Genomic DNA, 15,100 nt, shown 5'->3' on the forward strand with positions numbered 1-15,100 from the left:
CGTCACCGCCTCGCTTTCCTGCATTTGAATTTGATGCATTTCTTTTTATAATTCATGTGGTCAACGGCAACGATGTCGTAAATCCCGCCGCCAAACACCACACGGTATCCAGTGGAATCAATCACAGATGCCTTTTTACAGTACCTTACTGTGAACGAAATATCCGATTCATCCGCCACGGTCCCTGCCACATCTACTTCACTGGTCTGCTTCCCTGCCTCGCCGCCTGCCGTGGCATGGCAGGAATAATAATCCGCCCATGTGTTCTTATGGTTGCCGATGCCGTCCACCGCCACACCATTCTTCTGGAAGGTGATGCGGACATTCAAAAGGGAAACCTCCATCAGAACGCCTCCTTCCGGCTGCCGGAAAGGAGCGCCCGCAGCGTCATCATCATGGCGTGGTGGTCAGCTTCCTCCCGGTGTTCGTAGAGGTAAGCCGCAGCATACAGGACAGCCGTCTTTGCATTCCCATCCTTTTCCAGCACATTCCTGTCATCCGTGCGGATGATGTCCCTGCAGATTTTTTCAGCCGAATGCAGAAGATGCCCGATGAGGGAATCGTCATCATCATAATCCACACGGAGGTAGTTCTTCATTTCTTCAAGCGTCACCACCATGCCTGCCGCCCCCCTTCCCTTAAAATTTCAATAACTGTCTCCCTTTTTATGAACCGGAGGCTGCTTTCTGTGCCAGCACCTTCACTGCCTCCGGCAGCACCAGCTTGCCGTCCACACGCTGTGAAGCAAGGAAGCCCACCTGCCCCGTTGCCGCAAACAGCTCGTTCAGGCGCTTGAAGCTGCGCCCCTGTCTGTCGGCAATCCAGTAATAGGAGAAGTCACCGAAAGCGATGGTCTTTGCCCCTGCGGCGATTTCCGGCATATAGGTGGAAGTCCTGACCGGCCGGCCGAGGATCATGTCGGGTGCGCCCGCCGTGATGCCCGGCTGCCACAGGTACTGCCCGTTGCCGTCCTTCAGCTTGCGGATTGCCTTGACCGTGGAATCGTTCAGCGTCCACACGGCATTCCTGCGGTACGGGGATCTCAGGCTGTAATAAAGGTCGATCAGCTCATCGGCAGTGACCGCCGTAGCGGATGCCGCAGTGATGCCGGTCTCTGCGCCGCCCGTGGCCGCAAGGATGCCCAGCGGCTTCCCGGTGCCGTTCCCCGTAAAGAACGCCTCCTCTTCCTTGGAGCCGATACGGCGGGCAAATTCCCTGGTAATATAGGACTGCAGGTCAAAGACGCTGTCATTTAACAATTCCTCGGAGACCTTGATCATGGTGCCCAGCTTGTAAGCGCCGATGGAAACCTGCCCGAAGGAGTCATCGCTTTCCGGATATGCCCCCTCCTCATCCATCCACGATGCCGTACCCTTGGTTGCCACTACGGGAATCTTGCGGTCACCGCTGGAGGTCTGGATGATCTTTGCCATCTGGCGGAAGATGTTCTCCTCCTCCAGTGCCTCCACCAGCGTGTTCTCAAATTCATCCGGCACAAGGTAGCCGCCCTCGGTATCCGTGCCGATCTGCAGGGCATTGGTGACATTCGGCACCGGAGACTTGGAGCGCATGGCGTTCCAGAAATTCTTCTTGTACTCATCAGAAGCGCGCCCCGTCTTCCCCTCGCCGTCATCCTCAAGCTTACCGTTCATGGGTTTTCCTGTGAGGGGCTTGTTGACCGGGCGGTTCAGCTCCGCGTCAAGCGCCTCCTGCCGCTCCAGCCTTGCGATCTCCTTCCCAAGGTCGGTGATCTCCTGCTCCATCTTCGTGTATGCGGCGTCATCCTCTGCGGAAAGGACGCCGTTCTCCTTCCTGTGGGAATCCAAAAATGCCTTTGCCGCCTCCCATGCCTTTGCGCGTTTCTCACGCAGTTCCAGAATCGTCATAATGAAATCCTCCTTCTCATCGCTTTAATAAATTAAGCCGCTCCATGAGTGCGTCCACGGAACGGCCGGTTTCTGTATCTGGTGCAGGAATTTCTGCCTGCGCCTGAATGCTGCTTTTCTGTTCTGCCTGCCCATACTTGGCGGCCAGTTTATTCAAAAGGGCGTTGTTTGCCGCCCTGCGGGAGAACAGCATGGAGCTTGGAGCGGGAGGGAATTTCTTTTTCTCCTCATCCTCTTCGAGACTGTCCCCCTCGTCCTTTTCCGGCTCTGTCTTTGCCCACGTCATAATCTCATCCGCAAAGCCAAGCTCCACCGCCTTGTTTGCGTCCATCCATGTCTCCGCATCCATCAGGTGCGACAGCTTCGGCCGGGAAAGCCCGGTCTTCAGCACATAGGCGTTGATGATGGACTCCTTCACTTCGGAGAGCATATCGATGGCCTTCTGCATCTGGGCATGGTCGCCCCAGGCGATGGTGGCGGGATTGTGGAGCATAAGCATGGAAACCGGGGATACCAGGACGGTGTCGCCCGCCATGGCAATGACGGATGCCGCCGACGCAGCGATGCCGTCAATCTTTACTGTGACTTTCCCCTTGTAGTTGGTGAGCATGTTGTAGATCTGTGCCGCCGCCACGCAGTCGCCGCCCGGCGAGTTGATCCAAACGGTAATGTCTCCCGTGCCGCTGTTCAGCTCATCCTTGAAAAGCTGCGGCGTGACGTCATCGTCAAACCAGCTTTCCTCTGCGATGGTGCCGTTCAGCTCCAGTATCCGCTCTGTCACTTCCATTTCCTGGTTCTTCACTTTCTTCCAGTTCCAGAACTTCTTCGTTTTCATCGGATTCCTCCTTCCCATTCTGGGCGGATGCCCCTTCCGCAAATATGCCTGCATCCGCAAGTTTTGTCATGTTCCCGTTGATAAGGTACAGGTCGCCTCCCAATTCCTCCGGGATGCGGTCAAGGTTCTCCAGTTCCCGGATGTCGTTTGCGGACATCCACCCGTTCTGCCGCCCTACGGCATACCCGCTCATGCGGCTCTGGTAATCGCCCCGGAGCAGTCCGTCCACGTTGAACTTCACAAAATACTGCTTCTTTTCCTCCGGCGTCAGCAAAGACCGCGCCATGGACTGTTCCCACCTCGACACCCACGGGTCGAGGGTGTATTTCACAAACTCAAGGCTCTGCTGCTCGATGTTGGAGAAGCTGCTCTTTTCCAGGTCGCCCACCATGTGCGGAGGCACACGGAAGATCCGCGCGATCTCATTGATCTGGAACTTCCGTGTTTCCAGAAACTGTGCCTGCTCCGGCGAGATGGAGATCGGAGTATATTTCATCCCCTCCTCCAAAACGGCCACCTTGTTGGCATTGTGGCTGCCGCCGAATGTGGACTGCCAGCTCTCCCGCACCCTTGAAGGGTCTTTCAGCGTCCCCGGATGCTCCAGCACGCCGCTCGGCTGTGCGCCGTTGGCGAAGAACTTCGCCCCGTATTCCTCACAGGCAATCGCCATGCCGATGGCGTTCTTTGCCATGGCGATAGGCGAATATCCCACCAGCCCGTCAAAGCCGAGTCCGGGGATATGCAGCACATCCGAAGGGGACAGATTTACGGTGCTGCCTTTCATGGTCGGCGCATCATCGTTCCCCGTCAGGTAGGAATAATAAAGCTGCCCCTTTTCATCCCGGTCGACCGTCATCCTGTCCGGCATCAGCGGGTACAGTGCAATGACCTCCCCCTTCCCGTTGCGGATGATCTGCGAGTAGGCATTCCCCCAAAGGAGCAGGTGCGTCATCAGCGTTTCCCGGAACACGAAGGAAGTCATCTCCGGGTTCGGCTCGTCATGGAGCAGAAAATACAGCGGGTGGTCCGCCGCCTTTTCCTTCCCGCCGTTATCCGTATATTTATAGAAATGCAGCGGCAGCCCTGCCACCGCCTCCGAAAGTATCCGGACGCAGGAGTACACCGCCGTCATCTGCATGGAGGAACGTTCATTGACACGCTTGCCGCTGGTGCTGCCGCCCATGAAAAAGCTATAGGTGCTGCCGGAAGTCCTGTTCTGAGGGGCGTCCCTCGCCCTGAACAATCCGCTGAATAATCCCATAGGAACCACGCTCCTTTCCGAAAAACAGACAGACAAAAGACACCGCCGAAGCGATGCCTTCTGTCTGCCCACGCCCTGTTTAGTTAAATTGTATAGTCCAAACGGCATAAGAAAAGCACCCGCCATTTCTGGCAGATGCCCTCCTGTTCAGTATTCTATTTCTGTTTCACTTAGCTGTCTGCGGATATCCCTGCCGCCGTACATGATGCGGACAATGCTCACTGTGTTTCTGGTTTCATCCGGCAGATAAAACACAAGGTAATTATCAATAGGGAAAAAACGGAGCCCTTCGCTGTGCCACGGTTCTTCTTCGTACAGCCGGAACCGCATCGGCATCTCATCAAGAGCGCGGATTTCCTTCATGATCCGCTGCGTCTGCCCTGCTGCCGTTTCCGGCACAAGCAGTTCATATGCAATATACTCGTATATATCCCTCAGATCACGCCTCGCCCCGGCCGTGTATACGATATCCCAGCTCATATCCCGTAATCCCGCCGCATTTCTTCTTCCACTGCATCTGCTGAATATACCCTGCCTTCCCGTATATCCTCCATGCCCTTTCCTATCTCTGCGTCAAACTGCTCTTTTGTAAGGGAGCCGTATGCAAGCGGCGCCTTCTTCGGCAGCTTCATCTCGAACGGGATGCCCTGCTGAAGCACGACCTGCCTTAAAAACATACCGACCGCATTTGACATTGGTATGCCAAGCTGGTCAAGCACCCGTTCCGCCTGCTCTTTGATCTCAGGCTCCACACGCGCGAATACATTTGATGTCCTTGCCATTTAAACCACATCCTTTCACTATATAGTATACCGCTTTTGCTTGCGGTATGCAAGCGTTCCGCTTGATTTTTGTATGGATGCACAAATCAGAACACCAAAAGTCCGCGGGAATCGTACACGCTTTCGGATGTCTGGTTCCCACAGCGCACCGCACGGTCAAGCCCCATGATCGCGGCCACCGCGCCGTCAATCTTCTCCGTGGACTTTTCCTTATCTGCCTTGATATTGCCTGCGGGGTCGGTGCGGATGAAGATGTTGTCCATCATCCACCGAAGGACCGGATGCCCGCCGTGGGCAATCATCTGCTCCAGCACCAGCTTCATCAGCTCCTTTGTGGGTGGGGACATATCCTTGAAGCCCTGGCCGAACGGTACCACCGTAAAGCCCATACCCTCAAGGTTCTGCACCATCTGCACAGCACCCCACCGGTCAAAGGCAATCTCCCGGATGTTAAAGCGTTCACCAAGACGTTCAATATATTTTTCAATATAGCCGTAATGCACCACGTTCCCTTCCGTGGTCATCAGCTTCCCCTGCCGCTCCCACACATCGTAGGGGACATGGTCACGCCGCACACGCAGCTCCAGCGTCTCCTCCGGCACCCAGAAGTACGGAAGGATGCAGTATTTATCCTCCTCATCCAGTGGCGGGAACACCAGCACGAACGCCGTGATATCCGTGGTGGAGGACAAGTCCAGACCTCCGTAACACACACGCCCCTCTAAGTCATCCTCCGAAACCGGGAAGGCACAGGCATCCCATTTATCCATGGGCATCCACCGCACTGCCTGTTTCACCCACTGGTTTAAGCGGAGCTGCCGGAAGCTGTTCTCCTCCCCCGGATTCTGCTTTGCCGATTCGCAGGCGGCCTCCACCTTGTCAATCCCCACTGTGATATTTAAAGAGGGATTGGCCTTTTTCCACACCTTCGGGTCCGTCCAGTCGTCCGCTTCATCCGCACCGTAGATCACCGGGTAAAATGTAGGGTCGATCTTCCTGCCCTCTAAAATATCCTTTGCCTTCTGGTGCGTCTCGTAGCAGATGGAATGGGTGTCCGTCCCCGCCGTGGTGATGAGGAAATACAGCGGCTGCATCCGGGCGTCGCCGGAGCCCTTGGTCATGACGTCAAACAGCTTCCGGTTCGGCTGCGTGTGCAGCTCGTCAAACACCACGCCGTGGATGTTGAAGCCATGCTTGGAATACGCCTCTGCCGAAAGCACCTGGTAGAAGGAATTGGTGGGCGTGTAGATAATCCGCTTCTGTGAGGCGAGTATCTTCACCCGCTTGGAAAGAGCCGGACACATCCGCACCATATCAGCAGCAACATCAAAAACGATGGTGGCCTGCTGTCGGTCGGCGACGCACCCATACACCTCGGCGCGTTCCTCCCCATCCCCGCAGGTCAGGAGCAGCGCCACGGCGGCGGCAAGCTCCGACTTTCCCTGCTTCTTCGGGATTTCCACATAGGCCGTGTTGAACTGGCGGTAGCCGTTGGGCTTCAGCGTTCCGAAAATGTCACGGATAATCTGCTCCTGCCAGTCGATCAGTTCAAAGGGCTTCCCCGCCCAGGTGCCTTTGGTATGGCAGAGGCTCTCGATGAACATCACGGCAAAATCGGCGGCATCCCTGTCATAGCGGCTGTCCTTCGCCCTGAATTTCGTTGGCCTGTATTTTTTCAGCTTCCGCATTGCCATCGGCATCACCTCCCCGAAGATGGCATAAAAATTGGCCTGCCTGTGGCAAGCCGTAATCTATCGGTACAAGATACAGAGCCTTCCGGCTCCGCCCTTGGAATGTTCAGTCTCAGTTTTTTACTCAGCCGCTTTCAATGCCCAGGCCATCGCATGGCCGCCGTCCTTGAAAGTCCCATCCGCAATCTCCAGAAGGTTCAGCCTGCACTCAATATCCCCAAGCCCCGTCTCCTCCGGCGTTTCGATGAATTCGTAGGTGGCTGCTTCGTACTGCCCCTTCCAGTTCATCATGGTGGCAAGGACCTTCTCCCCGAAGGTTACAACCGCCCCGTAGCAGGAAGGGATTTTCTCCTGCAGGTGTTCGATTGTGGTTATCTGTAAAAAATCAATCTCATGCTTCTTCATGACCGCGCCCTCCTTATTTCAGCAGGTTGACCGTTGCAACCCTGATCTCATGCTGTTTCCCCCAAATGTGGTTCAGAATCATGTAGTTTGATGCGTCCAGCCGGTTCTTCGCCCAGACCGAAACGGTCTTCATGGTCTTTGTCCCCTTCGGCGTGTAGTCAATCTCAAAAAGTGTGGCTCCTTCAAATTTCCTGTTCAGCATTTTGTGTTCCTCCGTTTTCTTTGTTTTCCCTTTCGGTAGTACACATATTCGCTCTAAAACCACATTTATCAAGTTAATTCCTGTCATAAGCTGCACAAATATCCGCAGCGGAAATTGTGTAGTTTTCAATGGTTGGGGATGTGCTTCCCGTCCTCTATCCAGTCAACCAGTGCTATGATCTCACCCTCGGTCTCCATCCGTTCAAACTCTGCCACATCTTCCAAATCCCAATCAACGGGGTACACGCCGCAGAACTCCACAATGCAGTCCACCTCCCCGGTCTCAATCCAGTCCCGGTTCAGGTTCCATGCGCCGCAGACCGTATCGACATGGCCGTGGCTGACATGGTTCCTGTCAAGCATCCCCTCAATTTTCTTGATAGTCTCATCCTTGCAAAGGTCGGTATCCTTCGGGACCGTAATGTAAAACATACATTTTGTGATCCCGCCCCATTCCTTCCTCGCGTCAATCCACTCCCGGATGACCTCTGTCCTTTTCCTCATGGCTGCGTCCTCCTCTGTCTTATTTTTTCACCAGGCAGCTTTTCTTCTCATCCCAAAAGCTGACCGCATCGTGTATAAAATTTTTATCGTCCTCGCGGTTTTCAATCCTGGTGCTTACCCAATAGCCTTCTTTCTTTGCTTTTTCCGACCACCTCGTGGATGTTGTCGATGGCTGTCTTTACCTGTGCGCCTGATTCCGTTTCAAAAACCAGGTGGCGAGAAGTCGTCCTTGCCAGCCGGCCGAACTCCCCGAAGTAGGAATGCCCGCTCCCGCACCTCGCCACCAGAACCTTTTGCCCGATCTCCATCTCCTCAAATTTTCCAAGCGTCCAAACCTTCATCCCTGCATCCTCCGTTTTCTTTGTGTTTTCCCTTTCGGTAGTACACATATTCGCTCTGATTGCGGATAATAGCAAGTCAATAACAGGCATAAACTACACAAATATGTGCAAATGTATTTGTGCGGTTTATGGCGGGCTAATCCCCGCCAGACTCCCTGCGGATCATGTGTTTGGAATGCTGCCGCTCCGACTTTTTAAACGGCCTTTTGTAGCGCCTCCGCCTCTGCCCGCGCCTTTTCCCCGACGCAGGCATGGCAATCCCCGTGTGCATCTCATCCCCGTACTGGTGGTTCTCTATCCAGCGGAGGTTCCTCCCATACGCTTTCACGGCTCCTGCCTCCTTCCGTAGCATCTGTGGATGGCTTCGAGGATCTGTTCCTGCTCCTTCCCGTCCACGCCGATGCTCTCCAGCGCCTCCCTGGTGCCGCAGTCCGGGCAGAGCGGCGTTCTGCCGTCTGCCCGCGAAACTGCCGGCCTCCCGTGGTAGGTCTGCCCGCACCTGGGGCAGACTGAAATCCTCGCAATATTATCTGTTTCTTTCACCGTGGTTTCCTCCTGGTTCCGTGTTTTCCTCCCTTGGGGCGAGCGCCGCCTCCCTGCTGCGGAACATCCGGCCTGCGGATGCGCGGTAACGGCTCCCCCTGCTGTTCTGAAGGGTGAAATACCTCCCGTCAAATTCCAGCACGGTGTAGCTGCCCGTGCAGCCGTTCTTCCGGTTGGTGGCCATGAAGCAGGCATCCCCCATTTTCCACCCGCCCGGAAATTCCTCGGTGCTGTCGGCATACGCCTGTTCCAAAAATGCCTCATCAAATCCGAAACTCTGGTAGCCCTGCCTGCAGGTCTCCATGTAGAACTCACTCGGAATCCCAAGCGGGCGGTCCTCATGCATGATGTAGACGAAAACCTTCCGCATCCGTACCTTTCCGGTTCTGATGCCCTTGAGGGGCAGCTCCATTTCCTTTTTGTAATAAAAAGTTGGGAAGCCCTCGTAGCGGTCCAGCGCCGCCTCATCCGCCTCCGTCACCGCCCATGCCGCCACGGGGACGCTTGCGCCCTCCTGCGGCTCGATAGTGAGGTAGGAGCCGGTCCTGCTGCCCTTGAACAGCAGCCGGTAGCCTTCGATTGCCGAAGTGCCGATGATCCTCGCCCCAGGGCAGCGCATCCGCATCTGCGGGATGTTTAAGTTTGAGCCGTAAGCAATGTAGTATCTCTTTTCCATTTTGAAATCCATCCTTTCCGAAGGGGGCACCCTTCTACCACCTTAAGACCGCCGTAGCGGTCCGCTGCCGTTTCCGCGGCAGGAAAGGTGGCAGGAGGCTACCTCCTGCGTTCCCTTCAAGCAGCCCTTCCGCCTCTGAAGGATGCGTCCCCTGCAAGCCTCCTTGTGAGGATGTCCCTTGCGGTCTTGAATTCGTCCCCGATGAAGCCGAGCCGGAGGAGCCAGGTCCTCATGGCGTATTTCGGGTTTTCATTCTGCTGCGGCTTCGGGCTTGCCGTTTTCACTTCCTTCGCCATCTGGCTCAGTGCGAGGCAGAGCTGGATGTAGCTTTTTAGCTGCCCTGCATGGAGGCCGCCCCTGCGCCCGTCTCCCGGCTCGTCGAACTGGAAGAGCCGGAACTCGACTGTGCCTTTAGTGAAGGTTGCGTGGTAGTTGAGCATATGGTAGCGGCTGTCGTTGTAGTGCTGGCTTCTGCCGTAATTGGCACCGTGGCTTGTGTACCAGATGTCCGCGAGGGCTGCCATCGTGGAAGGCTTCTTCCTGTTGACCTGCTCCAAAAACCGCGGGTCTACCGTGCGGCAGTAGCGGTTCATCCTGCCCCTGTCAAGGTTCAGGGCGTCCGCAATCAGGCTTTCGTGGCCTGCCATGATGTTGGCAAGGTTGCGGAGCGTCTGCGGCGTGTGGCCCTTTGCCCCGATGTGGATGTGTACCCCACAGCCCCTTCCCGCGTCGCTCTTTGCGCCGGCGTGCCGCAGCTGCCGGATGAGCTCCTGCAGGGTTTCCATGTCCGCGTAGGTAAGGATCGGCGTTACCAGCTCGCATTTTTCGCTGTCCGGCCCTGCGATGCTGACGTACTTCTGGAATTTCCACTCCCTACCGTCTGCGTCCCATGCGCTCCAGGTGCTGTAGCCGTTCCGTGCCGCCGTGTTTTCGTACCTTCCTGTGCCAAAGAACTTAGCCGCAATCCTCGCCGCCCTGTCCCTTGCGATGCTGTTCATCTCCACCTCAACCCCGATGGTCTGCTTTTTCATTTCCTCAACCTGCCTTGCTAATTTTTCGTTCATGCTGAAATCCTCCGTTTTCTGCCTTCCGGCCTGTGTGTTTTCCCTTTCGGTAGTACACATATTCGCTCTAAAAGGGGATAATAGCAAGTCAATTTAGAGCATAAACCACACAATGTTTTCCTCTGTTTTTTGTGTATTTTACAGCGTTTTTTTATAACTTGAAGCCCTCATTCCCCGTCCGTGCAGACCGACTTTCCCATCAGCAGCTCCGTATAAATTTTTGTATAGCGTTCACACTCGCTGCCCTCGCTCCCCGCAATGGCTCTGAGGAAGAAGTCCGCCGCCTCTTTCCGGCTGTCCCAAACATCCTCTTTTCCGTAGCAGACGGTTTTGACCGCATCCAGCTTCCGGCAGGCATCCTCCCCATAAACCACATGGAGGCTGCTGCCGTTGTCCCACGCAACCATGACGCTCGCCGTGTCATCCACGCCCGTCACGGTTCCCTTCGTCCCGATGGGCGGGGCTTGCACATCCTCCATCCGCACAAGCCCCACCCGTGTGCCTGCAGGGTATTCCCTGCGGACACGCTCCACAATCTCTCTACTCGGAAACTTCACTGCTGCCCGCCTCCTTCCTTTCCCCGTTCTTGAAGGCCGAGCTGCCGGAGAGGTTCTTCAGCAGGATCTTCCGCTCGCCCTTGTATTCCGCCCCGATGAAGCCGAGCCGGAGCAGGAAGCACCGGAAGGCGTATTTTTCATTCTCCACCTTTTTCTCGGTTGCCGTGATGCGCTTCTGGTTCCTCGCCATGTCACAGAGGGCGGCAATGAAATGGGTGTAGGCCGCTGCCGACTTGTTGTCCGTTTCGGAAAACCATGGGAAAGAAACCTTTTCCCCATCCGCCACAATCGGGAGGCTTCCGACCGCCAGCGCCTTTTTGATGAGGCTGCCCTTGGCATCCACCAGCTTCCGCAGGTTCTCCAGCGCGGCATCCGTGAAGGAATCCCTCGGCATTGCCACCGTAAGCCCCAAATCCGCCTCCTGCGGCGCTGTTTCCGGCTCCTCCGCATGGTTTTCCGGCTCCGTGCTTTCTTCCGCCGTGCCGCCTTCCTGCGCCGTCTCTGCCGGGGCTGCAATGATCCCCCTTTCGGCAAGCCGCTCCATCAGGTTTTCAATCTCCTCACTGTCCGCCCGGTCGTCAAACTCCACCGCGCCGGTCTTGTCGATGTGGAAATAATCCACCTCGTAAGCCGCCGTCGGCATCCCAAGGTATCTCGGCTTCACCCCTAAAATCTCTCCCATCGCCTGCACCAGCGCTTTCCGCTCTGCCCCTGTCCTGTTGAATTCAAACCTCATTTTTTTGTACCTCCTTCGTTTTTCGGTACTACATTAATCACTCTGAACGGCAGAAATAGCAAGCGGTATGTGAGAAAAAATGTCACAATAAAAAGTCCGGGAACTGTGCGTAATACACAATGCCCGAAAGCACGAAATAGACATTCGGCAGCGCCACGCCGTTTCCCCACATCTTATATTCAGCGGAATCCGAATGTGGGTCTTTCAGCCATTTGATGATCTGCTTATCGGTCTTCGGCTTGGTTGAAGTCCCTGCAATCTTCCTATGGGTTTCAAAGACCTCCCGCCAGAAGGCAAGGTCATCCTCTGTTGGCTCTTCCGTCCCAAGGCCGCTGCACCACCAGTCCGGGAAGCCCTGCAGCCTCGCACACTCCGTCGGCGTCAGCCTGCGGACGATATACTCCGGCTCCATGATATGGTAGTCCCCGCTGAACGCCTCCTGGTTGCCGAGCCACTGCTTGGAGCCCATGCTTGCGGAAAGTGTGCCGAACACTTCCTTTCCAGATGCAGTCTGCACATCGTTGATGACAGGGGGGTCCTTATAATCCGTAGCCACCAGCGCGTTCGCCAGTTCTTTCTCTGCCCGTGTGAAGTGGGAATTCTTGCTGGTGCAGTAGGTAGGGTATGCAACAGCGTGTCTGTCCACGGCATCAAGCGTAAAGGACACATCCTCATTCACGCCGCTCCCCTGCGGCCCGTTCTTATCCTTCCTGCCGATCATGGAGCCCTGCACCGCCACCACAGCAATGCCGCCCTGATTGCAGCCGGGATTCCCGCCGTTCCCGTCCAGGGTTCGAGAAGTATCCGCCTCATAGAATCCGCTGTGCGGGTTATCCGATTTCATGGCGTTGCTGTCCTTGGAGCAGATGCCGTATGCCTGCACCACCAGCTCATTGCATCGGCTTTCCCCGACATCAAAGGTGTTCAGCGTGTTTGCCACCTTCCCGTCCTTCCAGGTCGGCGCATCCCCTTTGTAGTGGGCGCGGTATCCCTTGCAGAACGGCACGAACACCGTCTGGTCATTGTTGTAGGAGAACGTCGCGGACTTGTCATCTTGTATGATCGCCCCTTTCCCGCCGCCTTCACAGCCGGAGCGGATTTTCAGCGTCTTGGGCGTTTCCACCACGAACGGCTGGTTGTTTCCGCCCATGCCGTAGGTGGAGCTGACCGTGGGCGCTGTTTCCAAAGGTCCCGTGTATCTCGTATCCTGTGAATGGTTCTCATAAAGTTCCGGTTCCATGGCGGCATCCTCCCGGCTCATGACCATCGGTACATTCCCGCCGCCGGTCCCCATCCGGGAGGTCAGCGTCTGCACCCTGCCGTCCTCCGACAGCTTCACACGGCTGTCCGCAGGGTGGTTTTCCAAAGCCACCGCCGCAGGGACCGTCCCGGCACGGAGTGTCGGGGCGGTTTCTTCTTCATAACCGATACCCCTCGCTTTTGCCGAATGTTCCGTGCAGAAACCTGCCGATTCCAGCACACATGGAGGATGGTGCGCCTCTGCCCGCAGGGTGCAGGTCACATCATCCGTCACATCCATCCTCTGCCCGCCCTGGTCGTTTAAGCAGATGCCGCCTGCCGCTCCAGTGCGATCCGCAGCACCTCCGGCAGCTCCTTGCCACGCACGGAAGCCCTCCGCAGAATACCCAGACACGCCTTCGGACTCAAATAATATCTTTCCGGCACTCCCGCCTGCAAAATCTGCGACAAGGTAGATGCGTTTTCTCCGCTGGGGGATTCCCCAAAATTGTGCGTCAAGCACCCGCCATGCGAGGGAAAATCCGTCCCCCACGACAGTTCCTGCGTTTGCCCACTTCCCCTTTGGAGATCCAGGTACAGAAATACTTTCGTCTTTGACGGAGCAGACCGCTTCGAGGACTGCCTTGAAGTCTTCCCCTTTGTTGGATGAGAAGGCTCCAGGAACATTCTCCCACACGATAAACCTTGGATATTTTCCATCTGTTGCACACCTCATTTCCTTTACGATTCGTATTGCCTGGTAGAACAGGCAGGACTGCCGCCCGTCAAGTCCCGCCCGCTTTCCCGCCACCGACATATCCGTGCAGGGCGAGCCAAATGTGATGATGTCCACAGGGGCGATTTCATCCCCACGGATGCTGTTGATATCGCCCAGGTGTTCCACGGAGGGCAGCCGCTTTGTTGTCACACGGATGGGGAACGGCTCAATCTCCGAAGCCCATAAAGGCGTGATGCCCGCAAGCAGCCCGCCCAGAGGAAAACCCCCGGAGCCGTCAAACAGGCTGCCGAGGGTCAGTCTGGAATCCGCAGTCTGCGGATTTGGTGTGTTTCCGCTGCCAGTGCAGGATTCACTACTATGGGTATATATCGCATCTGCATTCATTCCGCCTCCACCTCCTTTACCAGTGCAGAGTACGGGATTTTCTCCCCGCCGCGCACCACATACACATTTTCTGAATCCCCGGTATCCTCCACATACCTCCGCAGGATGACGGATGCGTACTTTTCATCCAGCTCCATCATATGGCAGATGCGGTTGGTCTGCTCACACGCCATCATCGTGGAACCACTGCCGCCAAAGGTGTCCAGCACGATGGCGTTCTCCTGGGAGGAATTGCTGATTGGGTAGCTGAGCAGGTCGAGCGGCTTGGAAGTCGGGTGGTTCTTGTTCCGCTTCGGCTTGTCGTAGTTCCAGATGGTGGTCTGCTTCCGGTCGGAATACCACGGATGTTTCCCGTTCTTCAGAAAGCCGTACAGAACAGGCTCATGCTGCCACTGGTAATCCGAGCGCCCAAGCACCAGCGAATTCTTCACCCATATGCACACCCCGGCAAGGTGGAACCCCGCATCCACAAATGCCTTGCGGAAATTCAGCCCCTCCGTGTCCGCATGGAACACATACGCCGCGCCGCCGCTTTCCAGATGCTCCACCATGCATGAGAACGAATTGTACAGAAATGTGTAGAACTCCCCGTTTTCCATGCTGTCATTCTGGATGGAAAGCCCACTTCCGCTCTTGAATGCGACGTTATACGGTGGGTCCGTCACGATGAGGTTTGCCTTCTTCCCGTCCATGAGCGCCGCCACATCCTCCGCGCTGGTGGCGTCACCGCACATCAGCCTGTGCCTGCCCACTGTCCAGATGTCGCCCCGCTCCACGAACGCCGCTTTCTCCAGTGCGGCGGAAAGGTCGAAATCATCATCTTTCACATCTTTTTCAACGTCCCCGGAGAAAAGGTCTGCAATCTCATCCTCACCGAAGCCCGTAAGGGACACATCAAAATCCGCACCCTGTAAACTTTCAATCTCGATGCGGAGCAGCTCCTCATCCCACCCGGCATCCAGAGCCATGCGGTTGTCCGCAAGGATGTAGGCTTTCTTCTGCGCCTCCGTCAGATAATCCACAAACACACATGGCACTTCCCCCATGCCTTCTTCCTTCGCCGCTGCAATCCTGCCATGCCCTGCGATGACATTGAAATCCCGGTCGATGATGACCGGGTTGATGAAGCCGAACTCCCGCAGGGATGAGCGGAGCTTCGCAAGCTGCTCCGGCGAGTGCGTCCGCGCATTGTTCACATACGGCACCAGCTTCCCCAAAGGGATGAGCTGCATCTCGGTTGTCGTCTTACCCATTTT

At 56.1% G+C, this 15,100-nt stretch carries 19 protein-coding genes and 1 pseudogene; all 20 read right to left on the reverse strand.

The features are described 5' to 3' along the window. Nucleotides 1-2 precede the first annotated feature (2 nt). The 20 genes and pseudogenes from VV089_RS10600 to VV089_RS10695 all read right to left on the reverse strand — a co-directional run bounded on the left by VV089_RS10600 (nucleotide 3) and on the right by VV089_RS10695 (nucleotide 15,097). Nucleotides 3-344, reverse strand: coding sequence for a phage head closure protein (locus VV089_RS10600; protein ID WP_334335849.1), 342 nt, complete (start codon nucleotides 342-344; stop codon nucleotides 3-5). Next, entirely contained in the window at nucleotides 344-619 is a 276-nt protein-coding gene (locus tag VV089_RS10605) for a head-tail connector protein (protein WP_334335850.1), read from the reverse strand. The genes VV089_RS10600 and VV089_RS10605 overlap by 1 nt, the downstream gene beginning before the upstream one ends. Before the next feature lie 46 nt (nucleotides 620-665). Next, nucleotides 666-1,886: a phage major capsid protein gene (locus VV089_RS10610; protein ID WP_334335851.1), complete on the reverse strand. Its 1,221-nt coding sequence runs from the start codon at nucleotides 1,884-1,886 to the stop codon at nucleotides 666-668. Nucleotides 1,887-1,902: 16 nt separating this feature from the next. Next, nucleotides 1,903-2,721: a head maturation protease, ClpP-related gene (locus VV089_RS10615; protein WP_334335852.1), complete on the reverse strand. Its 819-nt coding sequence runs from the start codon at nucleotides 2,719-2,721 to the stop codon at nucleotides 1,903-1,905. Further along, nucleotides 2,612-3,982, reverse strand: coding sequence for a phage portal protein (locus VV089_RS10620; RefSeq protein ID WP_334335853.1), 1,371 nt, complete (start codon nucleotides 3,980-3,982; stop codon nucleotides 2,612-2,614). Before VV089_RS10620 ends, VV089_RS10615 begins: the two co-directional genes overlap by 110 nt. A gap of 147 nt (nucleotides 3,983-4,129) precedes the next feature. Next, nucleotides 4,130-4,462, reverse strand: a complete 333-nt coding sequence (locus tag VV089_RS10625; RefSeq protein WP_334335854.1) for a type II toxin-antitoxin system RelE/ParE family toxin — start codon at nucleotides 4,460-4,462, stop codon at nucleotides 4,130-4,132. Then, nucleotides 4,459-4,764, reverse strand: a complete 306-nt coding sequence (locus tag VV089_RS10630) for a type II toxin-antitoxin system RelB/DinJ family antitoxin (protein ID WP_016289663.1) — start codon at nucleotides 4,762-4,764, stop codon at nucleotides 4,459-4,461. The genes VV089_RS10625 and VV089_RS10630 overlap by 4 nt, the downstream gene beginning before the upstream one ends. 86 nt (nucleotides 4,765-4,850) lie before the next feature. After that, complete coding sequence (locus VV089_RS10635; RefSeq protein WP_442891516.1) at nucleotides 4,851-6,458, reverse strand: terminase large subunit; 1,608 nt, start codon at nucleotides 6,456-6,458, stop codon at nucleotides 4,851-4,853. A gap of 117 nt (nucleotides 6,459-6,575) precedes the next feature. Further along, nucleotides 6,576-6,860 (reverse strand): hypothetical protein, encoded by a 285-nt coding sequence (locus tag VV089_RS10640; RefSeq protein ID WP_334335855.1) that lies wholly within the window; start codon nucleotides 6,858-6,860, stop codon nucleotides 6,576-6,578. Nucleotides 6,861-6,873: 13 nt separating this feature from the next. Then, complete coding sequence (locus VV089_RS10645) at nucleotides 6,874-7,062, reverse strand: hypothetical protein (RefSeq protein ID WP_160562223.1); 189 nt, start codon at nucleotides 7,060-7,062, stop codon at nucleotides 6,874-6,876. 125 nt (nucleotides 7,063-7,187) lie between these two features. Continuing rightward, nucleotides 7,188-7,565 carry a hypothetical protein gene (locus VV089_RS10650; protein ID WP_334335856.1) on the reverse strand — a complete coding sequence of 126 codons (378 nt, stop codon included), beginning with the start codon at nucleotides 7,563-7,565 and terminating at the stop codon, nucleotides 7,188-7,190. 101 nt (nucleotides 7,566-7,666) lie between these two features. Next, on the reverse strand, nucleotides 7,667-7,906 hold the full coding sequence (locus tag VV089_RS10655; protein ID WP_334335857.1) for a hypothetical protein: 240 nt from the start codon (nucleotides 7,904-7,906) through the stop codon (nucleotides 7,667-7,669). Between the two features lie 136 nt (nucleotides 7,907-8,042). Next, complete coding sequence (locus VV089_RS10660; RefSeq protein ID WP_334335858.1) at nucleotides 8,043-8,234, reverse strand: hypothetical protein; 192 nt, start codon at nucleotides 8,232-8,234, stop codon at nucleotides 8,043-8,045. Continuing rightward, nucleotides 8,231-8,449: a hypothetical protein gene (locus VV089_RS10665; RefSeq protein ID WP_334335859.1), complete on the reverse strand. Its 219-nt coding sequence runs from the start codon at nucleotides 8,447-8,449 to the stop codon at nucleotides 8,231-8,233. The genes VV089_RS10660 and VV089_RS10665 overlap by 4 nt, the downstream gene beginning before the upstream one ends. Further along, on the reverse strand, nucleotides 8,433-9,125 hold the full coding sequence (locus VV089_RS25240) for a gamma-glutamylcyclotransferase family protein (protein WP_442891517.1): 693 nt from the start codon (nucleotides 9,123-9,125) through the stop codon (nucleotides 8,433-8,435). Before VV089_RS25240 ends, VV089_RS10665 begins: the two co-directional genes overlap by 17 nt. Before the next feature lie 116 nt (nucleotides 9,126-9,241). Then, on the reverse strand, nucleotides 9,242-10,189 hold the full coding sequence (locus VV089_RS10675; protein ID WP_334336242.1) for an amidoligase family protein: 948 nt from the start codon (nucleotides 10,187-10,189) through the stop codon (nucleotides 9,242-9,244). A gap of 341 nt (nucleotides 10,190-10,530) precedes the next feature. After that, nucleotides 10,531-10,746, reverse strand: a pseudogene (locus VV089_RS10680) (DUF4314 domain-containing protein); the annotation flags it as partial. Then, the gene (locus VV089_RS10685; RefSeq protein ID WP_334335860.1) at nucleotides 10,730-11,482 is read right to left on the reverse strand and encodes a virulence protein; all 753 of its coding nucleotides are present in this window, start codon (nucleotides 11,480-11,482) and stop codon (nucleotides 10,730-10,732) included. The gene VV089_RS10685 and the pseudogene VV089_RS10680, both read right to left, overlap by 17 nt. 82 nt (nucleotides 11,483-11,564) lie before the next feature. Further along, nucleotides 11,565-13,844, reverse strand: coding sequence for a DNA cytosine methyltransferase (locus VV089_RS10690; protein WP_334335861.1), 2,280 nt, complete (start codon nucleotides 13,842-13,844; stop codon nucleotides 11,565-11,567). Then, nucleotides 13,841-15,097: a site-specific DNA-methyltransferase gene (locus VV089_RS10695; protein ID WP_334335862.1), complete on the reverse strand. Its 1,257-nt coding sequence runs from the start codon at nucleotides 15,095-15,097 to the stop codon at nucleotides 13,841-13,843. Before VV089_RS10695 ends, VV089_RS10690 begins: the two co-directional genes overlap by 4 nt. Nucleotides 15,098-15,100 lie beyond the last annotated feature (3 nt).

Origin of the sequence: Candidatus Merdisoma sp. JLR.KK011, from assembly GCF_036941125.1 — a bacterium.
Taxonomy (GTDB): Bacteria; Bacillota; Clostridia; order Lachnospirales; family Lachnospiraceae; genus Laedolimicola.